The organism is Pseudomonas sp. 5P_3.1_Bac2, from assembly GCF_025465995.1.
Lineage (GTDB): Bacteria > Pseudomonadota > Gammaproteobacteria > Pseudomonadales > Pseudomonadaceae > Aquipseudomonas.
The window spans coordinates 985,858-1,008,962 of record NZ_JANLNY010000006.1 but is presented as its reverse complement, the minus strand read 5'-3'; the positions used below and the strand labels follow the sequence as shown (position 1 = coordinate 1,008,962).

21 protein-coding genes are annotated in these 23,105 nt (G+C 58.6%); 16 read left to right on the top strand and 5 right to left on the bottom strand.

Going from position 1 to position 23,105, the window contains the following annotated elements:
• Positions 1–58 precede the first annotated feature (58 nt).
• From NTD81_RS08840 to NTD81_RS08805, 8 genes are all read left to right on the top strand, one after another.
• Positions 59–1,012: a glucokinase gene (locus tag NTD81_RS08840; RefSeq protein ID WP_262181742.1), complete on the top strand. Its 954-nt coding sequence runs from the start codon at positions 59–61 to the stop codon at positions 1,010–1,012.
• Between the two features lie 32 nt (positions 1,013–1,044).
• Positions 1,045–1,782, top strand: coding sequence for a response regulator (locus NTD81_RS08835; protein ID WP_262181741.1), 738 nt, complete (start codon positions 1,045–1,047; stop codon positions 1,780–1,782).
• Entirely contained in the window at positions 1,769–3,214 is a 1,446-nt protein-coding gene (locus tag NTD81_RS08830) for an ATP-binding protein (protein WP_315974685.1), read from the top strand. Before NTD81_RS08835 ends, NTD81_RS08830 begins: the two co-directional genes overlap by 14 nt.
• 123 nt (positions 3,215–3,337) lie before the next feature.
• Complete coding sequence (locus NTD81_RS08825; RefSeq protein ID WP_262181740.1) at positions 3,338–4,591, top strand: ABC transporter substrate-binding protein; 1,254 nt, start codon at positions 3,338–3,340, stop codon at positions 4,589–4,591.
• Positions 4,592–4,731: 140 nt separating this feature from the next.
• Positions 4,732–5,649, top strand: coding sequence for a carbohydrate ABC transporter permease (locus tag NTD81_RS08820; protein WP_262181739.1), 918 nt, complete (start codon positions 4,732–4,734; stop codon positions 5,647–5,649).
• Positions 5,642–6,466, top strand: coding sequence for a carbohydrate ABC transporter permease (locus NTD81_RS08815; RefSeq protein WP_262181738.1), 825 nt, complete (start codon positions 5,642–5,644; stop codon positions 6,464–6,466). Before NTD81_RS08820 ends, NTD81_RS08815 begins: the two co-directional genes overlap by 8 nt.
• A gap of 37 nt (positions 6,467–6,503) precedes the next feature.
• Positions 6,504–7,646, top strand: a complete 1,143-nt coding sequence (locus NTD81_RS08810) for an ABC transporter ATP-binding protein (protein ID WP_262181736.1) — start codon at positions 6,504–6,506, stop codon at positions 7,644–7,646.
• Between the two features lie 124 nt (positions 7,647–7,770).
• Positions 7,771–9,048: a carbohydrate porin gene (locus NTD81_RS08805; protein ID WP_262182079.1), complete on the top strand. Its 1,278-nt coding sequence runs from the start codon at positions 7,771–7,773 to the stop codon at positions 9,046–9,048.
• A 12-nt stretch (positions 9,049–9,060) separates the two neighbouring features.
• Here the strand turns inward: NTD81_RS08805 and NTD81_RS08800 are convergent, their stop codons facing one another.
• Positions 9,061–9,921 (bottom strand): MurR/RpiR family transcriptional regulator, encoded by an 861-nt coding sequence (locus tag NTD81_RS08800; RefSeq protein WP_262182078.1) that lies wholly within the window; start codon positions 9,919–9,921, stop codon positions 9,061–9,063.
• Positions 9,922–10,118: 197 nt separating this feature from the next.
• On the opposite strand from NTD81_RS08800, the gene zwf reads away from it, so the two are divergent.
• From zwf to NTD81_RS08775, 5 genes are all read left to right on the top strand, one after another.
• A complete protein-coding gene (gene zwf, locus NTD81_RS08795; protein ID WP_262181735.1) occupies positions 10,119–11,585 on the top strand; it encodes a glucose-6-phosphate dehydrogenase in 1,467 nt (488 codons plus the stop codon).
• The gene (gene pgl / locus NTD81_RS08790) at positions 11,572–12,288 is read left to right on the top strand and encodes a 6-phosphogluconolactonase (protein ID WP_262181733.1); all 717 of its coding nucleotides are present in this window, start codon (positions 11,572–11,574) and stop codon (positions 12,286–12,288) included. The genes zwf and pgl overlap by 14 nt, the downstream gene beginning before the upstream one ends.
• A 17-nt stretch (positions 12,289–12,305) precedes the next feature.
• Positions 12,306–12,992: a bifunctional 4-hydroxy-2-oxoglutarate aldolase/2-dehydro-3-deoxy-phosphogluconate aldolase gene (locus NTD81_RS08785; protein ID WP_315974684.1), complete on the top strand. Its 687-nt coding sequence runs from the start codon at positions 12,306–12,308 to the stop codon at positions 12,990–12,992.
• Positions 12,993–13,032: 40 nt separating this feature from the next.
• Complete coding sequence (locus NTD81_RS08780) at positions 13,033–14,658, top strand: NADP-dependent glyceraldehyde-3-phosphate dehydrogenase (protein WP_262181731.1); 1,626 nt, start codon at positions 13,033–13,035, stop codon at positions 14,656–14,658.
• Between the two features lie 99 nt (positions 14,659–14,757).
• Positions 14,758–15,207, top strand: coding sequence for a GNAT family N-acetyltransferase (locus tag NTD81_RS08775; protein WP_262181730.1), 450 nt, complete (start codon positions 14,758–14,760; stop codon positions 15,205–15,207).
• 171 nt (positions 15,208–15,378) lie between these two features.
• Here the strand turns inward: NTD81_RS08775 and NTD81_RS08770 are convergent, their stop codons facing one another.
• Positions 15,379–16,563 carry a DUF2252 domain-containing protein gene (locus tag NTD81_RS08770; RefSeq protein WP_262181729.1) on the bottom strand — a complete coding sequence of 395 codons (1,185 nt, stop codon included), beginning with the start codon at positions 16,561–16,563 and terminating at the stop codon, positions 15,379–15,381.
• A 401-nt stretch (positions 16,564–16,964) separates the two neighbouring features.
• On the opposite strand from NTD81_RS08770, the gene NTD81_RS08765 reads away from it, so the two are divergent.
• From NTD81_RS08765 to NTD81_RS08755, 3 genes are read left to right on the top strand one after another with little or no spacing between them, the layout of a single operon-like run.
• Positions 16,965–18,044, top strand: coding sequence for an ABC transporter substrate-binding protein (locus tag NTD81_RS08765; protein ID WP_262181726.1), 1,080 nt, complete (start codon positions 16,965–16,967; stop codon positions 18,042–18,044).
• Positions 18,031–19,029, top strand: coding sequence for an ABC transporter permease (locus tag NTD81_RS08760; protein ID WP_262181724.1), 999 nt, complete (start codon positions 18,031–18,033; stop codon positions 19,027–19,029). The genes NTD81_RS08765 and NTD81_RS08760 overlap by 14 nt, the downstream gene beginning before the upstream one ends.
• Positions 19,023–19,817: an ABC transporter ATP-binding protein gene (locus NTD81_RS08755; RefSeq protein WP_262181721.1), complete on the top strand. Its 795-nt coding sequence runs from the start codon at positions 19,023–19,025 to the stop codon at positions 19,815–19,817. The genes NTD81_RS08760 and NTD81_RS08755 overlap by 7 nt, the downstream gene beginning before the upstream one ends.
• Before the next feature lie 75 nt (positions 19,818–19,892).
• Here the strand turns inward: NTD81_RS08755 and NTD81_RS08750 are convergent, their stop codons facing one another.
• The 3 genes from NTD81_RS08750 to NTD81_RS08740 all read right to left on the bottom strand — a co-directional run bounded on the left by NTD81_RS08750 (position 19,893) and on the right by NTD81_RS08740 (position 23,050).
• On the bottom strand, positions 19,893–20,390 hold the full coding sequence (locus tag NTD81_RS08750; protein ID WP_262181719.1) for a DUF934 domain-containing protein: 498 nt from the start codon (positions 20,388–20,390) through the stop codon (positions 19,893–19,895).
• The gene (locus tag NTD81_RS08745; protein WP_262181716.1) at positions 20,374–22,032 is read right to left on the bottom strand and encodes a nitrite/sulfite reductase; all 1,659 of its coding nucleotides are present in this window, start codon (positions 22,030–22,032) and stop codon (positions 20,374–20,376) included. Before NTD81_RS08745 ends, NTD81_RS08750 begins: the two co-directional genes overlap by 17 nt.
• 412 nt (positions 22,033–22,444) lie before the next feature.
• Positions 22,445–23,050, bottom strand: a complete 606-nt coding sequence (locus NTD81_RS08740) for a hypothetical protein (protein ID WP_262181713.1) — start codon at positions 23,048–23,050, stop codon at positions 22,445–22,447.
• Positions 23,051–23,105 lie beyond the last annotated feature (55 nt).

Here is a 23,105-nt window from a genome sequence, read left to right as displayed (position 1 = left end):
CTGTGGCGACAGCTCAGTACCTATGCCAGAGGCCTTTACGCATTTAAGGAGAGCTGCGTTGAAACTGGCTTTAGTGGGTGACATAGGCGGCACCAATGCGCGCCTGGCTTTGTGGCGTGATGGCGAATTAAGTGCCGTGCAGGTGCTGGCAACGGCAGCCTATGCCAGTTTGGAGCTGGCCGTGGCCGAGTACTTAGCCCAGCAGCAGGTGCCGGTGGCGGATATTGAGGCCGTGTGCCTCGCCGTGGCTGGGCCGGTGCGTGGTGAAGAGTTTCGCTTTACCAATAACCACTGGCGCCTGAATCGGCGCGACTTCTGTAACAGTCTCGGCATTGCCCAGTTGCTGTTGATCAACGACTTTACCGCCATGGCCTTAGGCATGACTCGCGTGACGCCTGAGCAGCGCATCGAAGTCTGTTCAGGTGTGGCTGAGGTTGATAGCCCGGCAGTGGTCATCGGCCCCGGCACGGGTTTAGGCGTCGGTACTCTGCTGGCGCTGGCCGATGGCAGTTGGCATGCGTTACCGGGCGAGGGTGGCCACGTCGATTTGCCGGTGGCCAGCCCTGCCGAGGCGCAGCTGTGGTTGCAGTTGCAGCGTCAGTTGGGCCATGTCCGGGCTGAGGACGTGCTCAGCGGCAATGGCCTGTTGCAGCTGTATCAGGCCTACTGTGCGCTGCATGAGTTGCCTGCGCCGTTGACCAGTCCAGCCGCCATTACCGAGGCCGCCTTAGCCGAAGAGCCCGTGGCGCAACAGGTGCTGGAGCAGTTCTGTGTGTGGTTGGGTCGGGTTGCCGGCAACAATGTGCTGACCTTAGGTGCGCGCGGCGGCGTTTATATCGTCGGCGGTGTAGTGCCGCGTTTTGCCGAGTTTTTTCGCCGCAGCGGCTTTGCCCAGGCGCTGCGCGATAAGGGCGTGATGAGTCGTTATTTTGCTGGGCTGCCGGTGTATCTGGTCACCGCGCCATATCCAGGGCTTGAGGGCGCCGGGGTGGCGTTGCAGCAACTGCGTTAAACACTGCATATAACAAGAGCAAGGATTGCCTAATGAACCCAAGTGCAAAATCGATCCTGCTGGTGGATGACGACGCCGAGATCCGTGAGTTGCTGCAAACCTACCTGCAGCGCGCCGGCTTTAACGTGCAGACCGTGGCCGATGGCGCGGCCATGCGCGAGGCGCTGGCCAGTGCTGGCGCGGATCTGATCATCCTCGATGTGATGCTGCCGGATGAAGACGGCTTTAGCCTGTGTCGCTGGCTGCGCGAGCATCCGCGCTTCGCCCAGGTGCCGGTGATTATCCTGACCGCTAGCTCCGATGAAGTGGATCGGGTGATTGGCCTGGAATTGGGCGCCGATGATTACCTCGGTAAACCCTTTAGTCCCCGCGAATTACAGGCACGGATCAAGGCATTGCTGCGCCGCGTCGGCTTTGCCCAGGAGCGTGGCGGCTCCGAGGTGCTGGCGTTTGCCCAGTGGCGCCTGGATATGGTCAGCCACCGCTTGTTTCATCAGGACGGTGAGGAGGTGCTGCTATCCGGCGCCGACTTCGCCTTGCTCAAGCTCTTTCTCGAACACCCTCAGCAAATTCTTGACCGCGACACCATCGCCAACGCCACCCGTGGCCGCGAGGTGATGCCACTGGAACGCATCGTCGATATGGGCGTCAGCCGCCTGCGTCAGCGCCTGCGTGATACCGGCAAGGCGCCGCAGTTGATTCGTACCGTGCGTGGCGCAGGCTATATGCTGGCGGCCCAGGTCAGTAGCCTTAAACATGCGCCGCTGTAAGGCTTGGCTGGTGCTGCCACGCTCCTTGCTGGGGCGCATGCTGGCCCTGACTTTACTGGTGGTGCTGCTCGCCCAGGGGCTGTCGAGCTGGATCTGGGTCACCCAACTGCGGGCCAGCCAGACCGAGGGCATGCTTTTGGTCGCACGCAGTCTGGCCCATTCCATGGCGGCCAGCGCCAGTTACTTCCGCTCCTTGCCAGTGGGCTATCGGCCCATGGTGCTGGACCAACTGCGCAGCATGGGCGGCACGCGGTTTTTTGTTTCGCTCAACAACAAGCCTTTGCAGATGCCCGAGCTGCCCGCCACGCCACGCAAGCAGGCAGTGCTCGCGGCAGTGGCCGAGGTGTTGCAGGAGCGCCTGGGTAAGACTGCGTCGATTTCTTTGGAGTTTGTCCGCCCGGAGGATCTGCGCATCTTCAATGGCGAACTCAAGCTCGATCAACTGCCGCGTTCCTGGGCCCATTACGCCTTAAGCCTGGAGCCGGTGAATCCACCGGTGCTGGTCACGCAAATCCAAATCGCCCCCAGCGAGTGGCTGTATCTGGCCACCTTGCTGCCTGAGCCCTATGCCAGTTTGGAGGCGCCAGCCTTGCCCACGCAGCAGCTGCTGTTTGTACTGTTTACCAGCGGTTTTCTGCTGCTGTTTATCGGCCTGCTGGTGCATTGGCAAAGCCAGCCACTCAAGCGTTTGGCCGCCGCTGCCCGGGAGATGTCCTTGGGCGCCAGTGTCGAGCCGCTGCGCGAGGAGGGCGGCAGCGAAGTGGTGGAAGTCGGGCGGGCGTTCAACAGCATGCGCGAACGCATCAGCCGCTATCTGAGCGAGCGCAGCCAGCTGTTTAGCGCCATTTCCCACGACCTGCGCACGCCGATCACGCGCCTGCGTCTGCGCGTGGAGTTGCTGGAGGAGGAAAAACTGCAAGGCCAGTTCAGCCGCGATCTGGATGAGCTGGAGTTGCTGGTCAAAGGCGCTTTGCAGTGCGTAAAAGACACCGATATCCACGAGAACATCGAGCAGGTCGATCTCAACGCCTTGCTCCATGGGCTGATCGAACCCTATCTGGCCAGCGCCCAAGTCACGCTGCAGGGCCACGCGCACAGGCACTATCCGGGCAAACCTTTAGCCTTGCGCCGGTGTATCGGCAACCTGGTGGATAACGCCCTGAAGTACGGCCAACGCGCCCATTTGCAAGTCTTCGACACGCCCGAGGCCTTTGTACTGCATGTCGATGATGAAGGCCCCGGCGTGCCAGAGCAGCGTCTGGCCCAGGTGTTTGAGCCGCATTTTCGCTTAAGCAGCAAGCAGCAGGGCTATGGCTTGGGGCTGGGCATTGCACGCAGTTTGGCCCACAGCCATGACGGCGAAGTGAGCTTGCAGAACCTGCCTCAGGGCGGCTTGCGCGTGACCCTGTGGCTGCCGCGTACAAAGGCTTAAGGTTTGTAACCAAGTGGTGACCTTTACACCTCCGTTCGTTACTTGCCAACGCCAGGCGCTGGATAGACTGAGGCAAGGCAAGCAACTGACTTGCTACACCATAACAACAACGATGGTATCGACATGAAAACTATTTCCCGCCTGGCCCTGGGTCTGTCCATGGCCTGCCTGTTACCCCTGACTACCCATGCCGGTGAGGTTGAAGTGCTGCACTGGTGGACTTCCGGTGGCGAAAAGCGCGCAGCCGATACCCTGCAAAAACTCCTCGAAGAAAAAGGCCACGTCTGGAAAGATTTCGCCGTCGCCGGTGGCGGTGGTGAAGCCGCCATGACGGTGCTGAAAACCCGCGCCGTATCGGGCAATCCGCCTGCCGCCGCGCAAATCAAAGGGCCGAATATCCAAGAGTGGGGTCAGTTAGGCTTACTGGCCGATCTCACTGCGGTGGCCAACCAAGGCCAGTGGGACAAACTGCTGCCTGAGCAGCTCGCCGAAGTGGTGAAATACGATGGCCACTATGTGGCGGTGCCGCTGAATATCCACCGGGTTAACTGGCTGTGGATCAACCCAACAGTGTTCGCCAAAGTCGGCTTGCAGCCGCCGACCACCCTCGACGAGCTATTCAGCGCTGCCGATAAACTCAAGGCAGCCGGCTATATCGCCATCGCCCACGGCGGCCAGCCATGGCAGGACGGCACTCTGTTTGAAAATCTGGTGCTGGCGATCCTCGGCCCAGAGGGGTATCACAAGGCGTTTGTAGAGCAAGACCCAGCCACGCTGACCAGCGCCAAGATGGCTGAGGCTTTTGCCACCTTGCGCAAACTGCGCAGCTATATCGATGCCGACGCCGCTGGCCGCGATTGGAACGCCGCCACGGGGCTGCTGATCGATGGCAAGGCTGGCATGCAGATCATGGGCGACTGGGCAAAAAGCGAATGGACGGCCGCCGGTAAAGTCGCCGGTAAGGATTACCAGTGCGTGGTGTTCCCCGGCACCCAAGGTCGCTTTATCTACAACATGGACTCTCTGGTGATGTTCAAGCTGAGTAACGAGGCCAATCGCCAAGCTCAGGACGACTTAGCCCGTACGGTGCTGGAGCCCAAGTTCCAAGAGTTCTTTAACCAGAACAAAGGCTCGATTCCGGTGCGTCTGGATCAGGATATGTCGAGCTTCGACAGCTGCGCTCAGAAGTCCATGCAGGACTTCAAACAAGCGGCCAGCAATGGCGGCTTAGAACCCAGTCTGGCGCACGACATGGCGGCCTCCAGCTACGTGCAGGGCGCGGTATTCGATGTGGTGACCAACTTCTTCAATAGCCCGGATATGCCACCGGAAAAAGCCGCCGAGCAACTGGCGGCGGCGATCAAGGCCGTGCAATAGCCTAGCGCTGCTAAGCACCGCCTAACTTCAGCGACTGCTGCACTGGATGCCCATGGACATGGGCATCGCAGTCGGCTGCTGCCTGGAGGTTTTGCTCCGCTGTTGTGTTCGGTTTCTTTGTTCGGTTTCAGGAGGACTGCATGTCAGCTCCCGCAACAACTGCCCAAGCTACTGGCCAGCCATGGCTCGATCGACTGCAGCAGTGGCTGCCCAAAATAGTTTTGGCGCCCAGCATGTTGATCGTCTTGGTCGGCTTCTATGGCTACATTCTCTGGACCTTTATCTTAAGTTTTACCAACTCGCGCTTTATGCCCAGCTACAGCTGGGTTGGTCTGCAGCAGTATCAGCGGCTGTGGGAGAACGAGCGCTGGTGGGTGGCGAGTAAAAACCTGCTGCAGTTCGGCAGCCTGTTTATCGCCATCAGCCTGGTCATCGGCGTGGTGCTGGCAGTGCTGCTGGATCAGCGCATCCGCCGCGAAGGCTTTATCCGCACCATCTACCTGTACCCCATGGCGCTGTCGATGATCGTCACCGGTACGGCCTGGAAGTGGCTGCTTAACCCCGGTCTTGGCCTCGACAAGCTGCTGCGTGACTGGGGCTGGGAGGGCTTTCGCCTGGACTGGCTGGTCGACCCTGATCGCGTGGTGTACTGCTTGGTGATCGCCGCCGTGTGGCAGGCTTCAGGCTTTGTGATGGCGCTGTTTTTGGCCGGCCTGCGGGGCGTCGATCAGTCGATTATCCGCGCCGCCCAAGTGGACGGTGCCAGCACTCCGACCATCTACCTGCGTATCGTGTTGCCGAGCCTGCGCCCGGTGTTTTTCAGCGCGCTGATGATTCTGGCCCACATTGCGATCAAGAGTTTTGACTTGGTGGCGGCCATGACAGCTGGCGGCCCCGGTTATTCCTCGGACTTGCCGGCGATGTTTATGTACGCCCATACCTTTAGCCGCGGCCAGATGGGCCTGGGGGCGGCCAGTGCGATGCTGATGTTGGGCGCGGTGCTGGCGATTATCGTGCCGTATCTGTACAGCGAGCTGCGAGGTAAGCGTCATGCTTAAGAGCCTCAATCGCAGCTTTATCTACGCCATCTTATTGCTGGCCTGTGCCGTGTATTTGCTGCCGCTGGTGGTGATGCTGCTGACCAGCCTGAAAACCCCGGAGGCCATCCGCACCGGCAACCTGTTGTCGCTGCCCGATGCCTTTAGCCTGATCGGCTGGAGCAAGGCGTGGGATGGCGTAGGTGGCTATTTCTGGAACTCGGTGAAGATCACCGTGCCTGCGGTGCTGCTCTCGACCTTGCTCGGGGCACTCAACGGCTATGTCCTGTCGTTGTGGCGTTTCAGGGGCTCGCAGCTGTTCTTCGGTTTACTGCTGTTTGGCTGCTTTCTGCCGTTTCAGGTGGTGTTGCTGCCGGCATCCTTCACCTTGGGTAAGCTGGGTTTGGCCAATACCACTGCGGGCTTGGTGCTGGTCCACGTGGTCTATGGCTTGGCCTTTACCACCTTGTTCTTCCGCAACTTTTACGTCGGCGTGCCGCAGGCGCTGATCCATGCCGCACGCTTGGATGGTGCCGGGTTCTTCACCATCTTCGGGCGCATTCTGCTGCCGATGTCGCTGCCGACCATCATGGTCTGCCTGATCTGGCAGTTCACCCAAATCTGGAATGACTTTCTGTTCGGCGTGGTGTTCGCCAGTGGCGACAGCCAGCCGATCACCGTGGCCCTGAATAACCTGGTCAACACCAGCACCGGGGTTAAGGAATACAACGTCGATATGGCGGCGGCGATGATTGCCGGCTTACCCACCTTGTTGGTCTATGTGGTGGCCGGCAAGTACTTCGTGCGTGGCCTGAGTGCCGGCGCAGTGAAAGGTTAAAGCGCTGCCTATTGGTGGCTAACAGTGGAGAGTGACAATGGCGACTTTACGCCTGCAACAGGTCAATAAGAGCTACGCACCGGGGCTGCCTGACACCCTGAAGAACATCGAACTGGCGATTGAGTCCGGTGAGTTTCTGATTTTGGTCGGGCCGTCGGGCTGCGGCAAATCGACCTTGATGAATTGCATCGCGGGGCTTGAAACCATCAGCGGCGGGGCGATTTTGCTCGATGGTGTCGACATCACCGAGCAGAGCCCCAAGCAGCGTGATATCGCCATGGTGTTTCAGTCCTATGCGCTGTACCCGACTATGAGCGTGCGCGACAACATCGCCTTTGGCCTGAAGATCCGCAAACTGCCGCAGCAGCAGATTGATGCGGAGGTGGAGCGGGTGGCCAAGCTGCTGCAAATCGAGCATTTGCTCAAGCGCAAACCCGGGCAACTCTCCGGTGGTCAACAGCAACGGGTGGCCATGGGCCGGGCCTTGGCACGGCGCCCGAAAATCTATTTGTTCGATGAGCCTTTATCCAACCTCGACGCCAAGCTGCGGGTGGAGATGCGCACCGAAATCAAACTGATGCACCAGCGTCTGAAGACCACCACGGTGTACGTCACCCATGATCAGATCGAAGCCATGACCCTGGGCGATAAAGTGGCGGTGATGAAGGACGGCATCATCCAGCAGTTCGGCACTCCGCAGCAGATTTATAACGACCCCGCCAACCAGTTTGTCGCCAGCTTTATTGGCTCGCCGCCGATGAACTTTATTCCGCTGACCCTGCGTCAGCACGATGGCCAGGCTTGGGCTGTGCTGGAGTCGGACCTCGGCAGCTGTGAGCTGCCGCTGGGCCAGTGGAGTACCGAGTGTCAGCAGCCACTGCTGCTGGGGGTGCGCCCGGAGCAGATTCAACTGGCCAGCGAGCCGGCGCTGCAATCCTTGCGCGCCAGCGTCGCGGTCACCGAGCCGACAGGCCCGGACACCTTGGTGCTGATCACGCTCAATCAGCGCCAAGTGTGCGTACGCGTGGCGCCCGATCAGGCCCCGGCGGTGGGCGCCAGCCTCAGTGTGCAATTCGATCCGAGTCGTCTGCTGCTGTTTAACGCCAGCAGCGGCGAGCGGGTGTATCTGGCCAATGCGGTCAGTAACCCCAGTGCGGTGAAACAAAGCCGCGCCTGTTAAGTGTTTTACCGCTGTTTCTTGCATAGACCTTTACCACAACAACAATAGAGGGTGTAGAGATATGGACCGTCGTCAGCGCACCACGCAAGGCACGCTAGCCTTGCTGACGTTGCTTGCCAGCAGTATGGCCATCGGGGCCGAGGCTTTCTCCAGTGAATCAAAGTGGATGAGCGGAGATTGGGGCGGCACGCGCACCGAGTTATTAGACAAGGGTTATGACTTCAGTGTGGATTACGTCGGTGAGGTGGCGTCCAATCTGCAAGGTGGTTATGACCACAGCAACACGGCGCGTTACACCGACCAATTTGGTTTAGGCGCTCACCTGGACTTACAGAAGATTCTTGGCTGGCACGACGCCGAATTTAAGCTGACCATCAGCGAGCGTAGCGGGCGCAACCTGTCCAATGACCGCATCAGTGATCCGCGCGCCGGCCAGTTGAGCTCTGTGCAAGAAGTCTGGGGCCGTGGGCAAACCTGGCGGCTCACGCAAATGTGGTTCAAGCAAAAGTATTTCGATGGCGCGCTGGATATTAAAGTCGGTCGCTTTGGCGAAGGTGAGGACTTCAACAGCTTCGCCTGCGACTTCCAGAACTTGGCCTTCTGCGGCTCGCAAGTGGGCAACTGGGCGGGTGGTATTTGGTACAACTGGCCTGTTAGCCAGTGGGCCATGCGGGTTAAGTACAACCTGACGCCCGAACTGTTTGTGCAGGTCGGCGCGTTTGAGCAAAACCCTTCCAACCTGGAAACCGGCAACGGCTTTAAGCTCAGCGGCAGTGGCACTAAGGGCGCGATTATCCCCGTGGAGCTGGTCTGGTCGCCGAAGTGGCAGGGCCTGCCGGGTGAATACCGGGTCGGCTATTACTACAGCAGTGCCAAGGCCGATGACGTGTACGACGATGTCAATGGCCAGCCTCAGGGCTTGACTGGTGAGCCGGCTAAATCGCGCTCCAGCAAACATGGCTGGTGGCTCGGCGGCTTGCAGCAAGTCACCGCCCATGATGGCGATAGCAGCCGCGGGCTTAGCCTGTTCGCCAACTTTACCGTGCACGATCAGGCCACCAACGTGATCGATAACTACCAGCAAGCCGGCATGGTCTACAAAGGTGCCTTTGATGCGCGGCCGAAAGACGATATCGGCTTTGCCGTGGCGCGTATCCACGTTAACGATGATGTGAAGCGCCGCGCCGAGCAGTTCAACAGCCAAAGTGGCATCGATGACTACGACAACCCGGGCTTTGTGCCGGTGCAGCGCAGTGAGTACAACGCCGAGCTGTACTACGGAGTGCACGTCACCAACTGGCTGACGGTGCGTCCTAACCTGCAATACATCAAGAGCCCAGGCGGGGTCGATCAGGTGGATAACGCCTTGGTCGCCGGGTTGAAGATCCAGTCGTCGTTCTAAGCGGCGCTGGCCTTAGTTAGGTTCATCATCAAGAGGGTAGCGACTGACGTTGAGACTCTCCTTGATGCGCCGCAGGTGCGGCTGAAAGTCCGCGCCACGGCGCAGGGTCACGCCGGTGGCCAGCACATCGAGGACGGTCAGTTGGACGATGCGTGAGGTCATCGGCATATAAATGTCGGTGTCCTCGGGCAGCGGGATATTCAGGCTTAAGGTGCTGGTTTGCGCTAGGGCCGAATTGGCGGCGGTCAGGCCCAGCACTGAGGCACCGTTGTGACGGGCCAGGCGGGCAATTTCCACCAATTCACGGGTGCGGCCGGTATAGGAAATGATCACAAACAAGTCGCCGGTATGGGCCACCGAAGCCAGCATGCGCTGCATCATCACATCGCTGTGGGCGCTGACGGCGAGGTTAAAGCGGAAGAACTTATGTTGCGCGTCCTGGGCCACCGAGGCCGAGGCGCCGAGGCCAAAGAAGTGAATCTGCCGTGCTTGAATGAGCAAATCGACGGCGCGGCTAATCAGCTGCGGGTCGAGCTGCTTAAGGGCGCTGTCGAGGGAGTTGATGGTGCTGCCGAAAATCTTCTGGGTGTAGGCCTCAGGTCCGTCATCCGCGGCTACTGCGCGGCTGACATAAGCTGCGCCGCTGGCCAGGCTCTGCGCCAGCTGCATCTTCAGTTCGGGGTAGCCATTGACGCCGAAGGAGCGACAGAAGCGGTTGACCGTGGGCTCGCTGACCTTCGCGGCCTGAGCCAGTGCGGCAATGCTAAAACGCGTGGCCTGCTGGGGCGCTTGCAAGATGACTTCCGCCACTTTGCGTTCAGCTTTATTCAGTTCGCTCAGACGATTCTGAATCTCTTCCAGCAGGTTATTCAGACGGTCCATTTGGGCTCCCAGAGAGGACGGCAATCAGGCGCCTATCCTACAAGGCACTTCGGTGCCCCGACTACCGGCATTGTGGCGCCGGCAGGAAATTCTAAGCAGTGGTTAAATGTTGTTTTATTACTACATAGCTCTTGAACAAGCCCAGTGAAGGGTGTAAATCTACGGCGCAATGTTATGGAAGACCACAAATGATCCAAGAAAATATTGAGCCGTGCACCTTGGCCTTATTTGGCGCCTTTGGTGATCTGGCTCTGCGTAAGTTGTTTCCCGCTTTGTATCACCTGCATGCCGCGGGCTTGTTCGCCAGTGACAGTAAAATCTTAGCCCTAGGCCGCGAGGTGGCAGGCGAGCAGCCGCTGGCGGTCATTGAACAAGCCTTGCGGCGGCATGTGCCGGAAGATGAGCTGGATGCTGCGCAGCTCAACAGCTTCCTGGCGCGTATTGGTTGGTTAAACATCGACTTCCAAGACAGCGCGGCCTACGCGGCGCTCGCCGAGCTGCTCGATGCTAAGGCCCCGATCATTGCTTATTTCGCCACCGCCGCTCGGGTTTACGGGGCCATTTGCGCCGGCTTGGCCAGCGCCGGTCTGGCTGAGCGTACCCGGGTGGTACTGGAAAAACCCATTGGCCATGATCGCGAATCGGCGCGCCGGGTGAACCAAGAGGTCGCGCGTTACTTCCCCGAAGAGCGGATCTACCGCATCGATCACTATCTCGGCAAAGAAACCGTACAAAACCTGATTGCCCTGCGCTTCGCCAACAGCCTGTTTGAGTCGCAGTGGAACCAGAATCATATCTCCCACGTAGAGATTACCGTGGCGGAGCAGGTGGGTATCGAAGGCCGTTGGGGCTATTTCGATCAGGCCGGGCAACTGCGCGACATGATCCAAAACCATCTGTTGCAGCTGTTGTGCTTGATCGCCATGGACCCACCGTCGGACCTCTCGGCCAATAGCATCCGCAATGAGAAGGTCAAGGTTCTGCAAGCCTTGGCCCCGATCAGCGCGGAAAACATCAGCCAGCAAGTGGTGCGTGGCCAATACGTGGCCGGCAGTATCAATGGCAAAGCGGTGCCGGGCTATCTGCAAGAAGACAACAGCAACGCCAACAGCGATACCGAAACCTTCGTCGCGCTACGCGCTGAAGTGCGTAACTGGCGCTGGGCCGGTGTGCCGTTTTATCTGCGTACGGGCAAACGTATGCCGCAAAAGGTGTCGCAGATCGTCGTGCAGTTTAAAGACCCGCCGCACTATATCTTCGCCCCAGAGCAGCGGCCGCTCATCAGCAATCGCTTGGTCATTCGCTTGCAGCCCGATGAAGGCATTTCGCTGCAGGTCATGACCAAAGAGCAGGGTCTGGATAAGGGCATGCAGCTGCGCAGCTGTCCGCTGCAATTAAGTTTTAACGACACCTATCGCAGCCGGCGCATCCCAGATGCTTACGAGCGTTTGCTGTTAGAGGTGATGAAGGGCAATCAGAACCTGTTTGTCCGTGAGGATGAAATTGATTTCGCCTGGCAGTGGTGTGATCAGTTAATAGCCGGCTGGCAGCGCCAGGGCAGTGCGCCCAAGCCGTATCCGGCTGGGAGTTGGGGGCCGCAGGCGGCGGTGGGGTTAATTTCACGCGATGGTAGGGATTGGTATGGCGATTTCTAGTTTGCAGCTGCCGCAGGCACTGCAACTAATTGAATTGGCAAATGAGCAGAAGCTCGCCAAGCAGTTAGCCGCAAGTGTGGCTGAGGTGTTACAGCAGGCCATCGCTGAGCGGGGCACGGCAAGCTTAGTGGTGTCGGGCGGGCGTACGCCGCTGAACTTCTTCAAGCAACTGGCGCAGCACGAATTGAACTGGGCGCAGGTGGTGGTCAGCCTGGCCGATGAGCGCTGGGTGCCGGTCGGCCATGCCGATAGCAATGAGGGTTTGGTGCGTCGTCATCTGCTCCAGGGTCCGGCGGCCAAGGCGCGTTTTATTGGCCTGTATCACTCGGCAGCCACTGTCGATGAATGCGCGCTCGCGGCTGATCAAGCTTTGGCGCAACTGCCACAGCCGATCGACGCCTTGGTCCTGGGGATGGGGGAGGACGGCCACACGGCTTCGTTATTCCCCGCCAGCCCAAATCTCGCTGAAGCATTGCTGCCAGACGCACAGCGGCGTTGTCTGGCCCTGCGTGCGCCGACTGTGCCACATCAACGGCTGAGCCTGACCCTGGCGGTGCTGGGCAAGGCACGCAGCACCTTCCTGTTGTTGCAAGGCAGCTCCAAGCTCAGCACTTTGCGTGAAGCCGTGGCTGCTGGTGATGTACCCCTGATGCCCATCCGAGCCTTTTTTAACTCTCCACTAAACATTTATTGGTGCCCTTGAGCGCTGAGGAGCCCGCAATGAGTCTTGCAAAACAAACACAAAAACTGCACGACGCTGTACCGAGCATGGAACACAAGGTGGCACTGATCGACGCGATATGTGAGCGCGCCCGAATTCTGCCGGTGATTACTATTGAGCGCCTGGAGGATGTCTTGCCCATGGCCGACGCTCTGGCGGCAGGCGGCCTGGACACTTTGGAGGTGACCCTGCGCTCCGAGTTTGGCTTAGAAGCCATTCGTATCCTGCGCGAGCAACGCCCGGAGTTGTGTGTCGGTGCCGGCACGGTGCTGGATGAGCGCATGCTGGCCGAGGCCGAAGCTGTTGGCGCGCAGTTTATTGTCAGCCCCGGCTCCACTTCTGAGCTATTGCGTGCTGGCGTCTACAGCCCGCTGCCTTTGTTACCCGGTGTCAGCAGCGCTTCAGAAGTGATGCTGGGTCATGCCCTAGGCTATCGTCGCTTTAAGTTATTCCCCGCTGAAGTTGCCGGTGGCGTGGCAGCGCTCAAGGCTTTGAGTGGTCCATTTAACAGTGTGCGCTTTTGCCCAACCGGCGGCGTCGGTCCGGCCAACCTCAAGCAATACATGGCTCAAGCCAATGTGATGTGTGTCGGCGGCAGTTGGATGCTTAACCGCGAGTGGATTCATCAGGGCCAATGGGCACGCATCGAGCAAGCCACCGCTGAGGCGCTGGAGTTATTTAACTAAGCGGCCCGTCATCCGAGTCAGCTTTGAAGCAGGTGTAATCATGAGCATTGCCAAGCAACTGGATACCTTATTTCCCCGTGCAGAAGACATCCCTGAGCGCTACCGTTTGGGCGAGCCGCAGGAGCAGCGCGAGTACCTCCTCAATGGTCAGATGAAAACCTGGCAAGGCCCGCTGGCGACTGTTTACAGCCCGGTTTACCTGAGCAGCGAGCAGGGCGAGCAACAAGTGATTTTAGGCAGCACGCCGCTGATGGATGCCGACGCGGCCTTAGCGGCGTTGGATGCCGCGGTACAGGCCTACGACCATGGGCAGGGGGTGTGGCCCAACCTGCGGGTGAGTGAGCGGATCGGCCACGTCGAAACCTTCCTCGCGCGTATGCGTGAACAGCGCGAGGCCGTAGTGCGCTTGCTGATGTGGGAGATCGGCAAAAACCTTAAAGACGCCGAGAAAGAATTCGACCGCACCTGCGACTACATCGTCGACACCATCGAGTCGTTGAAGCAATTGGATCGCCAATCCAGCCGCTTTGAGATGGTCCAGGGCACCATCGGCCAGATTCGCCGGGTGCCGTTAGGCGTCGCGCTGTGCATGGGCCCCTACAACTATCCGCTGAATGAAACCTTCACCACCCTGATTCCGGCGTTGATCATGGGCAATACCGTGGTGTTCAAACCAGCTAAGTTCGGCGTGCTGCTGATTCGCCCGCTGCTGGAAGCCTTCCGCTCCAGCTTCCCGCCAGGGGTGATCAACGTGATTTACGGCCGTGGTCGTGACACTGTCAGCGCGCTGATGGCCACCGGCAAGATCGACGTGTTTGCCTTTATCGGCACGCACAAAGGCGCCAGTGATCTTAAGCGTCTGCACCCACGGCCCCATCGCCTGCGTGCGGCGCTGGGCTTGGATGCGAAAAACCCCGGCATCGTGTTGCCCAAGGTTGATCTGGATAACGCCGTGGAAGAGGCGGTTACTGGCGCGTTGTCCTTTAACGGGCAGCGCTGCACCGCGCTGAAAATCCTGTTTGTGCATGAGGATGTACTGGAGCCGTTCCTGACCAAGTTCAGTGCCAAACTGGCGGCGCTCAAGCCCGGCATGCCATGGGAAGAGGGTGTGGCGCTCACACCTTTGCCTGAATCCGGCAAGGTCGCTTACCTCACGCAGTTGCTCGATGATGCCTTGAACAAAGGTGCAAAAATCATAAACGAAGGCGGCGGCGAGCATCGCCAGAGCTTCTTCTACCCGGCGCTGCTCAGCCCCGTGTCCACCGATATGCGCCTGTATCACGAGGAGCAGTTCGGTCCGCTGGTGCCGGTGGTGCCGTTTAAAGACGTCAAGGAAGTCATCGACTACGTGCAGCAGTCTGACTACGGTCAGCAGCTAAGCATCTTCGGCAACGATTCAGCCGAGGTGGGGCGTTTGGTCGATGCCTTTGTTAACCAAGTGGGCCGCATCAATATCAACGCCCAGTGCCAGCGTGGCCCGGACAGTTATCCGTTTAACGGGCGTAAAAACTCGGCTGAAGGCACGCTGTCGGTGGATGACGCCCTGCGGGTGTTCTCCATCCGCACTCTGGTCGCCAGTCGCAGCACGCCGCAAAGCAAGGCGCTGCTTAACGACATCATCCTTAACCGCGAGTCGGTGTTTATCAGCACGGACTATATCCTCTGACTTATTGCCGCTCATTCGCTAAGCTAGCACTACAGAATCAGGCCCGTTTGCGCGGGCCTGATTTATTTAGGGGGTTCAATCATTACGCAGGATGCGCAGATGAGTAATAGGGATGAGAAGTTTGCCAAGGCGGGTTATCGCTTAAGCCTGGATAAAACCAGCCTGGATTTGGATGTTATCCATGCACTGCTCAGTGAGTCGAGATGGGCTGCTGGCATCAGCCGTGAGCGAGTGCAGCGCAGTATCGATCACAGCCTGTGCGTGGGCCTTTATCATGAGCAGCGTCAGGTCGGTTTCGCCCGGCTGGTAACCGATTACGCGACGTTTGGCTATCTGTGTGATGTGATCATTGCATCTGCCCATCAGGGCCAAGGGCTTGGTCGTTGGCTATGTGCGGCACTGTTGGCCGAGCCTGATGTGCAGCAGTTGCGACGTATTCTGCTGGCCACCAGCACAGCAGGGTGGTTGTACGAGAAGCTGGGGTTCACTGCCGTGAATCAACCAGACTTTATCTGGCAACTGCATCGGCCGGATATTTATCAGCAGTAGATGGTTAAACCGGCACTAGCCCGGACCAGTGCGCGTATTCGCTGCGGTGGTCTGTCAGCGAGGAGCGTCGCACTTAGGTCCGGACTGTGCGCTTGAGCCCATGCCAGTCGCTATAGTTTGCATCGCGTGGCGTAGGCCATTCTTGCCGGCCTACGCCACGGGCCATCGAGCCTACTGCTGTAAGGCATAGCGCCGACAGTGGTTAAGATAGCCTTCCTCATGCTTGCCGACTAACTGCACCACACTGGTCCACAGCCACGACGGCGCGTCGAGGTCTTTGGCGCGATTGACCTGCAAGTCCGCCAGCCAGCTTAAGCGGGTGGCGCGGTCCATCTGCCGGGCGTGGGCCACACCTACTACTCGGGCCAGATAGCCGGCAGCTTGCACGGCATCGTTTTGACTAAGTTGATCAAGCTCCAACTTCATATCCTGCGGCAACAGCTCGCGGACAAAGAAACCGTTGTCGAGAAAACGCGTGCTGAGCATCCGTTCGCCCAAGGCTGGTGACAGATTGCGCGCACCTTCAAGAATGCGTTTGCCGTTATCACGGGGCATTTTCGCCCGGTTAAAGCGCGGCGCGGCGGCGCCCACGGCCTGCTTGATATCGATCAGGCAGTACTCTTGATCATCCTCATCGCCCACGCCTAACAGCACGGCGTAGCGGAGCAGCCCCAAGGAGCTACAGCCCTTCACCCAGTAAGCGCTATCGAGCAGTTCAACCCGCGCATCAGTGGGTCGGCCCTTCAGTGAAGTGACCAGCTTATGTACATCATCTGAGGCGCATAGGGTTTTAATCGCGCTGCTTTCCTTGCGCGACAGCGGCCAAAACTTTTTGCCCAGTGGAATGGTCGGTTTGGCGTTCTCAATACGTTCGTGGGCGAGGTGCTTCCAGGTGCGTTTAACCGCACTGCGCATGCTCGATTTAACCTGCGGTGGACGCGTTGGCGGCTCGTCGGGGCGGTCCTCAAAGGCGCTCTCGTAGCCGCGGATCATTTCTTCCAGTACCCGTGCGGTGGTCACCCCAGGCAAATCCGAACCCCGTGATGCGGTGGCCAGCGACAGGGCCAAGCGCACCAGGTCGTGCACCGGGTTGCCGATTACGGTTTGGTCCAGGTCGCGGATATAGACGTCTGTCTTGCCCTTGCTGTTGGCCGTGGGGCCAAGATTACCGGCATGGCAATCGCCACAAATCCAGATCGCCGGCCCTTGCGGCAGGCGTCGCCCGGGCTGGCTGTGCAGCCAGTCATAAAACTGCACCGTACTGCCGCGCACATAGGCGTGGGCACTGCGGGCCATTTTCAAGTTACGTAATTGGGTCAGATAGGGCAGGCGATCGGCGGGGCGAGGCGGAGTCATAACGAGTGCTCTGGGCTGGGTAACTGTTGACGCTCCAGAAAGGCAAATGTTTCAGTTTATTACTGAGGTTTAACGGATTTAAGGAGCCCAGCTTGCCGCTGGGCAATAAATCTTCAGCAGCCAAGGAACATAGCCGAGCGAATAGCCAGGGTTGTCCTCAGTTTAAATTCCCGCAGCGGCGCAATAACTGGGAATTAAGCCAAGGGCATGGGCATACCGGATCAGGGTCGAGACGCTGCAGGGAAAACCCGTCATAACCATAGAATTATATGATTCTTTCATAACTGTGAATGCTCAATATAAGCTCTGTTTGGAACTATCAGTCCACTGCGCAAGCTGGTCAGGTAACTTGCCAGCGCCGCTAAGGCCTGATTGAACATCGTTATGCATAGGGAAGTGGCATGAGTGAGTTTGACCGTTTTACCCGCCGGCGCCTGTTGACTCTTGCCGGTGTGGTTATCGCCAGCCCGCTGCTGGCGGCGTTGCCGCGCTTTGCCGGCGCCGACGAGCATAGCGCCCACAGTGGCCATAGCCCGCAAGTGGCCAATGAACCTGCCGATACTGGTGAGTTCATTAAGTTGCCGCAGCCACGCGCACTAAAGCTGGCGGTCAACCTCAATGCGGTATGTCTCGCCCCTGTAGTGATCGCTCACGGCCAAGGCTTTTTTAAGCAACACAACTTGGATGTGGAACTGGTTAACTTCGGCAACTCCACTGAGGTGCTCTTGGAGGCCATTGCCACCGGTAAGGCTGATGCTGGGGTAGGGATGGCCTTGCGTTGGCTCAAGGCGCTGGAGCAGGGGTTTGACGTCAAACTTACCGCCGGCACCCATGGCGGTTGCCTGCGGTTGCTCAGCGCTGCCAACGGTTCGATTCAGCGTCTGGAAGACCTCAAAGGTAAGACTATCGGCGTTACCGATATGGCCAGTCCGGATCGCAACTTCTTTTCCATCTTGCTTAAAAAACATGGCGTTGATCCGGTGCGTGACGTGGATTGGCGGCTTTATCCAGCCGACTTGCTAGGTACTGCGCTGGAGCGTGGCGAAGTGCAAGCAGTCAGCGGCAGTGACCCCTTCATGTATCGCCTGATCGCCGGCGGTAAGGCGCAGGAGCTCGCCACCAACTTGGTCGAGGAGTACGCCAATTTAAGTTGCTGTGTGGTCGGGGTCACTGGCCAGTTGGTGCGTGAAGACAAGCGCGTGGTGGCGGCCCTGACCCAGGCTATTTTGGAGGCGCACGATTATGCCGCGCAGCACCCTGAGGCTGTGGCTGAAGGCTTCCAGGCTTATGCGCTGAACACCAGCGTCGAAGAGGTGGTGGCGATTCTTCACGATCACACCCACGCCCATCACGCCGTTGGCGCGGCGCTGACAACAGAGATCAGCACCTACGTTACGGATCTGCAAGGCGTCGAAGTGATTAGCCCAAGCACCGATGCGCAAGCATTTGCTAGGGAGATAACCGCCGATGTCTTCAGTTGAACTAGCCGTCCGCGGCCATGCGCTAGCACCGCGGATTAACTGGCGCTGGCGGCAAACAGCGCTGGCTGTGCTGGCATGGGTTGCAGTGGCGCTGCTGATTATTTATTGGCCCAACGCCACTCGGCAATGGCCGATGACACAAGGACTGGCCAATCTGTGTTTGGCCGTGGCCTTGGCTATTACTTTATTGAGTATTGCTGGGTATCGCTTCGCGCGGGTAGCCAAGCCCCTGCGGCGGGCGACTCCTTGGCTGATTGCTCTGCCGCTGTTGCTAGCTCTGTGGGAATTACTCACCGCTAAGCTTGCGCTGCTGCCATTGCCGTTTTTTGCCCCGCCGCAGGCACTGTTGGCAGTCTATGTAGGCGATTGGCCGAGGCTGGCGCAAAGCTTATGGCATTCGGCTCTGCTCTTGGCTAGCGGGGTGGTGCTAGGCGCCGTCACGGGCTTTATCGCCGGCGTGGCCTTGGGCTGGTCAAGCAGTATTGGTTACTGGCTACATCCTTTGCTGCGGATTCTCGGCCCGGTACCGTCCACCGCATTGCTGCCGCTGTGCTTCTTCATCTTTCCCACCAGCTGGAGCGCCAGTGTCTTCCTCATTGCCCTGGCCACTTGGTTTCCCGTGACAGTGCTGACCTGGTCGGGTGTCGCCAGTGTGGATCAGGCCTATTACGACGTAGCCCGCACCATGGGCGCCAAACCGCGATTCTTGATTGTCCAGGTGGCGATCCCGGCGGCGCTGCCCCATGTGTTTGTCGGTCTGTTTATGGGCCTTGGCGCATCATTCTCGACCTTGGTGGTGGCGGAAATGATGGGCGTTAAAGCCGGTATTGGCTGGTATCTGCAATGGGCCCAAGGCTGGGCCGCTTACGCCAATATGTACGCGGCGCTATTGCTAATGGCGCTGGCGTGCTCCGGGCTGATCTCGGCCTTGTTTATGCTGCGCGATCGCTTATTGGCGTGGCAGCAAGGGGCGATGAAATGGTAACGCCGGTGCAGCACGATCAGCCAGACGTTAACCAAGGCCTGGCGCTGGACATCGATAGCCTCAGTCATGGTTTCACGCTTAATGGCGAGTATCTGCCTGTACTTGAGCAGGTGAGTTTGTCGGTCGCGCCGGGTGAGTTCGTCGCCTTACTGGGGCCCTCTGGTTGCGGTAAGTCGACGCTGCTGCGCTTGGTGGCTGGGCTGGAGCCTGCGCACAGCGGCAGCATATTGGCTGATCAAGTCCCTATTCGCAGTCCAGATCCAAGCCGGGTGGTGGTATTCCAAGATCCCACCCTATATCCCTGGCGCCGGGTATGGGACAACGTCGCCCTAGGTCTTGAAGCCCAGGGCTTGCTTAAAAACCAGCGTAGCAAGGTTGATGCAGCGTTGGCTAAGGTAGGCCTTAGTGCCTTTGCCCAAGCCTATCCACGACAGTTATCCGGTGGTATGGCCCAGCGTGTAGCCTTGGCGCGCGCGCTGGTCAATGAACCGCGCTTGCTGATACTGGATGAACCCTTAGGCAAGTTGGACTCGCTCACGCGTATCAGCATGCAGCAGGAGCTAATCGAGCTTTGGCAGCGCCAAGGTTATACCGCGCTGTTGGTGACCCATGATGTCGAGGAGGCACTGCTGTTAGCCAATCGGGTGATTGTCTTCAGTCAGCGACCGGCGACGATCAAGGCCCAGATGTTGATCGAGCGCCCTTATCCAAGGCATCGTGATGATCCTTATCTGGTGCAAATGCGCCGGCAGATTATGGAGTTGCTGGGCTTGAGTGAGAGTTGGTAGCGCAAGGGCTGAATGAGGCGGCGCAAAGCAAAACGCCCGATCTACTGATCGGGCGTTTTGTTTGCAGCTGAAGCCTTAGCCGCGGCGGCGGAACAGCGGGATGGGCTGATCGGTCGAGGCTTGATAGACCTCGTCGAACTCGGTGAACGCCTTAAGGGCATCCACCGGGTCTTTATCTTCACGCAGGGCGAAAGCATCGAAGCCCACGCGCAGATACGAGAACAGCTGATCACGCAGTACGTCACCAATGGCGCGCACTTCACCTTGGTAGTTGTAACGGTTGCGCAGCAGGTACGCGGTGGAGCAGTGGCGGCCATCGGTGAAGGCGGGGAAGTTCAGGGCGATCACTTGGAAGTTATCCAGTTGATCGGCGATCTCTTCGATTTCTTCACCGGCGTCCAGCCATACGCCCAGGCCGCCATCGCGGGCTTTCAGGGCGCTGCTGTGCTCAACCCAAAGGGCCAACGGCACGATCAGGTCGTCGCTGTTGGAGATGTTATCCAGGGTTGCGTCCTTGGGCAGCAGGTGCCAGGTTTCATCAACCAGCTGGCCGTTCTTAATGATTCGCTGCATATACGCGCTCCTTGAACGGATCAACACCAATGCGGCGGAAGGTGTCGAGGAAGCTTTCTTCTTCAGTACGGCGCTCAACGTAGACCTTGATGATCTTGTCGATCACGTCGGCCATGTCAGCTTCAGCAAAGGATGGGCCGAGGATCTGTGCCAGGCTGGCGTCGCGACCGGCGCTGCCCCCCAAGGACACTTGGTAGAACTCTTGGCCTTTTTTATCCACGCCGAGAATGCCGATGTGGCCAACGTGGTGGTGACCACAGGCGTTCATGCAGCCAGAGATATTGAGGTCGATGGCGCCGATATCGAACAGGTAGTCCAGGTCATCGAAACGACGCTGGATGGCTTCGGCAATCGGGATCGACTTGGCGTTGGCCAGCGAGCAGTAGTCGCCGCCTGGGCAGCAGATAATGTCCGTCAGCAGGCCCACGTTCGGCGTGGCAAAGCCTTGCTCGCGCAGCTCGCCCCAGAGGGTGAACAACTGGGCTTGCTCGACATCCGCCAGAATGATGTTTTGGTTATGGCTGTTACGCACTTCACCAAAGCTGTAGCGGTCGGCCAGATCGGCAACGGCATCCAGCTGCTTGTCGGTGATGTCGCCAGGCGCTACGCCGGTAGGCTTGAGCGACAGGGTCACGGCCACATAACCAGGCTTCTTGTGCGCCACGGTGTTGCGTTGACGCCAGCGGGCAAAGCCTGGGTGCTCAGCGTCCAGCGCGGCGAGGGCGGATTCTTGGTCTTGCAGCTCTTTATAGGCTGGGTCGACGAAGTATTGCGCCACACGCTGCACTTCAGCTTCGGTCAGGGTGGTCGGGCCATCTTTGAGGAACGACCACTCGGCATTGACGCGCTCGGCAAACACTTCCGGGGTCAGGGCCTTAACCAGGATCTTGATCCGTGCTTTGTACTTGTTATCGCGGCGGCCATAGCGGTTGTACACCCGCAGGATGGCGTCGAGATAGCTCAGCAGGTGCTGCCAAGGCAGGAACTCATTGATAAAGCTGCCGACGATCGGCGTACGGCCCAGACCGCCACCGACGGATACGCGAAAGCCCAGCTCGCCGGCTTCGTTGCGCACCGTTTCGAGGCCCACGTCGTGCACTTCAATCGCGGCACGGTCGCTTACCGCGCCGTTGACAGCAATTTTGAACTTACGCGGCAGGTGGGCGAACTCAGGGTGGAAGGTCGACCACTGACGGATGATTTCACACCATGGGCGCGGGTCGATCAGCTCGTCCTTTGCCACGCCAGCGAACTGGTCGGTGGTGGTGTTGCGGATGCAGTTACCGCTGGTCTGGATTGCGTGCATCTGCACGGTGGCCAGCAGTGCGAGGATGTCTGGTACATCTTCCAGGTCAGGCCAGTTGAACTGCACGTTCTGCCGGGTGCTGATATGGGCATAGCCCTTGTCGTAGTCACGGGCAATCTTAGCCATCATGCGCACTTGCGCAGAGGACATCAGCCCGTACGGCACGGCCACGCGCAACATCGGCGCGAAGCGTTGGATATACAGGCCATTTTGCAAGCGCAGCGGGCGGAATTCCTCACCGCTTAATTCACCAGCCAAATAACGGCGGGTTTGATCGCGAAACTGCTTAACGCGGCTCTCGACGATGTGTTGATCGTATTGGTCGTAGACGTACATGGGGTGTCCTGTTATCAGGCTTTCTACTGCTAATCAGCGCGCACGGCAGCGCACTCCTGGCGGAGCCGGTGGAAGATACCAGTTCAGGGTTATGCGCAAAAGCGATGTTTGAGTATATGTAGAGAACTTAAAAGCATAAGAAGCCGGCCCATCATGCCGCCAGCGCTTGAGTAACCGCTGTAAGTGGACTTAACTGCTAGGGCGTTCTCACTGATAACGACAATCACGAGGTGATAGCCATGCATGATCCCATTGAGCTTGCCGAGCAAGACAGCCGTGTCGATGCCAAAGCAATTTTCGTATTAATCCTGTTGGTCGTGGCCACAGCGGTGTTTTGGGTCAGCCACCAGTAAGCATGAGTTCACGTCTGCACAGGGCTAAGGCTGGCCTTGTGCAGGTCTCAGTCGGCGCCTCAGCAATTGAGGCTGTCGGCTTGGCGATAGAGCAGCAACAGTTTGCGCGTGATGGTTTTCTGAATGTCTTCCCGTTCAAAGCTCGATAGACGGGGCAAACGACTGATTTGCAAGCGGTGCAGATGGATATAGGGCAGGCGCCGATCGAACTCGCGCAAGTCGCCCTTAACCATGATCGGCAAGAATGCATCGCCCGATTTCTTCTGATTGTTAATAATTTGTGCCAGCGCTGGCTTAAACGGCATGGTTTTTGGCGCGGGAGCACCTTCTTTAATCATGCTAGTGAGTAATAAACCCGGTTGGTTAAGTACCACTCCGGGTAGAATGCACAGCCCTGTTTGGCGCACTGCCTGTGGCTCAATGCCGTGCAAGGTGTCGTGAAAAGCATAGGGGTTGGGCAGGACCACCATTTTGCGCGTGGTGTCACTGGGAAACAGCAAGTCATAGTTGGTGTAGAGCTGGCGTGTCGATTCGGCGTAGACGCACAGGCGGTTTTCAAACAGCTTGATAAAGCGTTGGGCTAAGTCGCCATGGGTAATGCTTTGTAGATCCCAGACCAAGTCCTGATTCTGTTCCTGGCTCAGATCGACCTCCTGATGCTGCATGGTTACGCCTCGCGCCTTAGGTCTGGTGGAACAAGTTTTGCCGGCGAAAATTGCC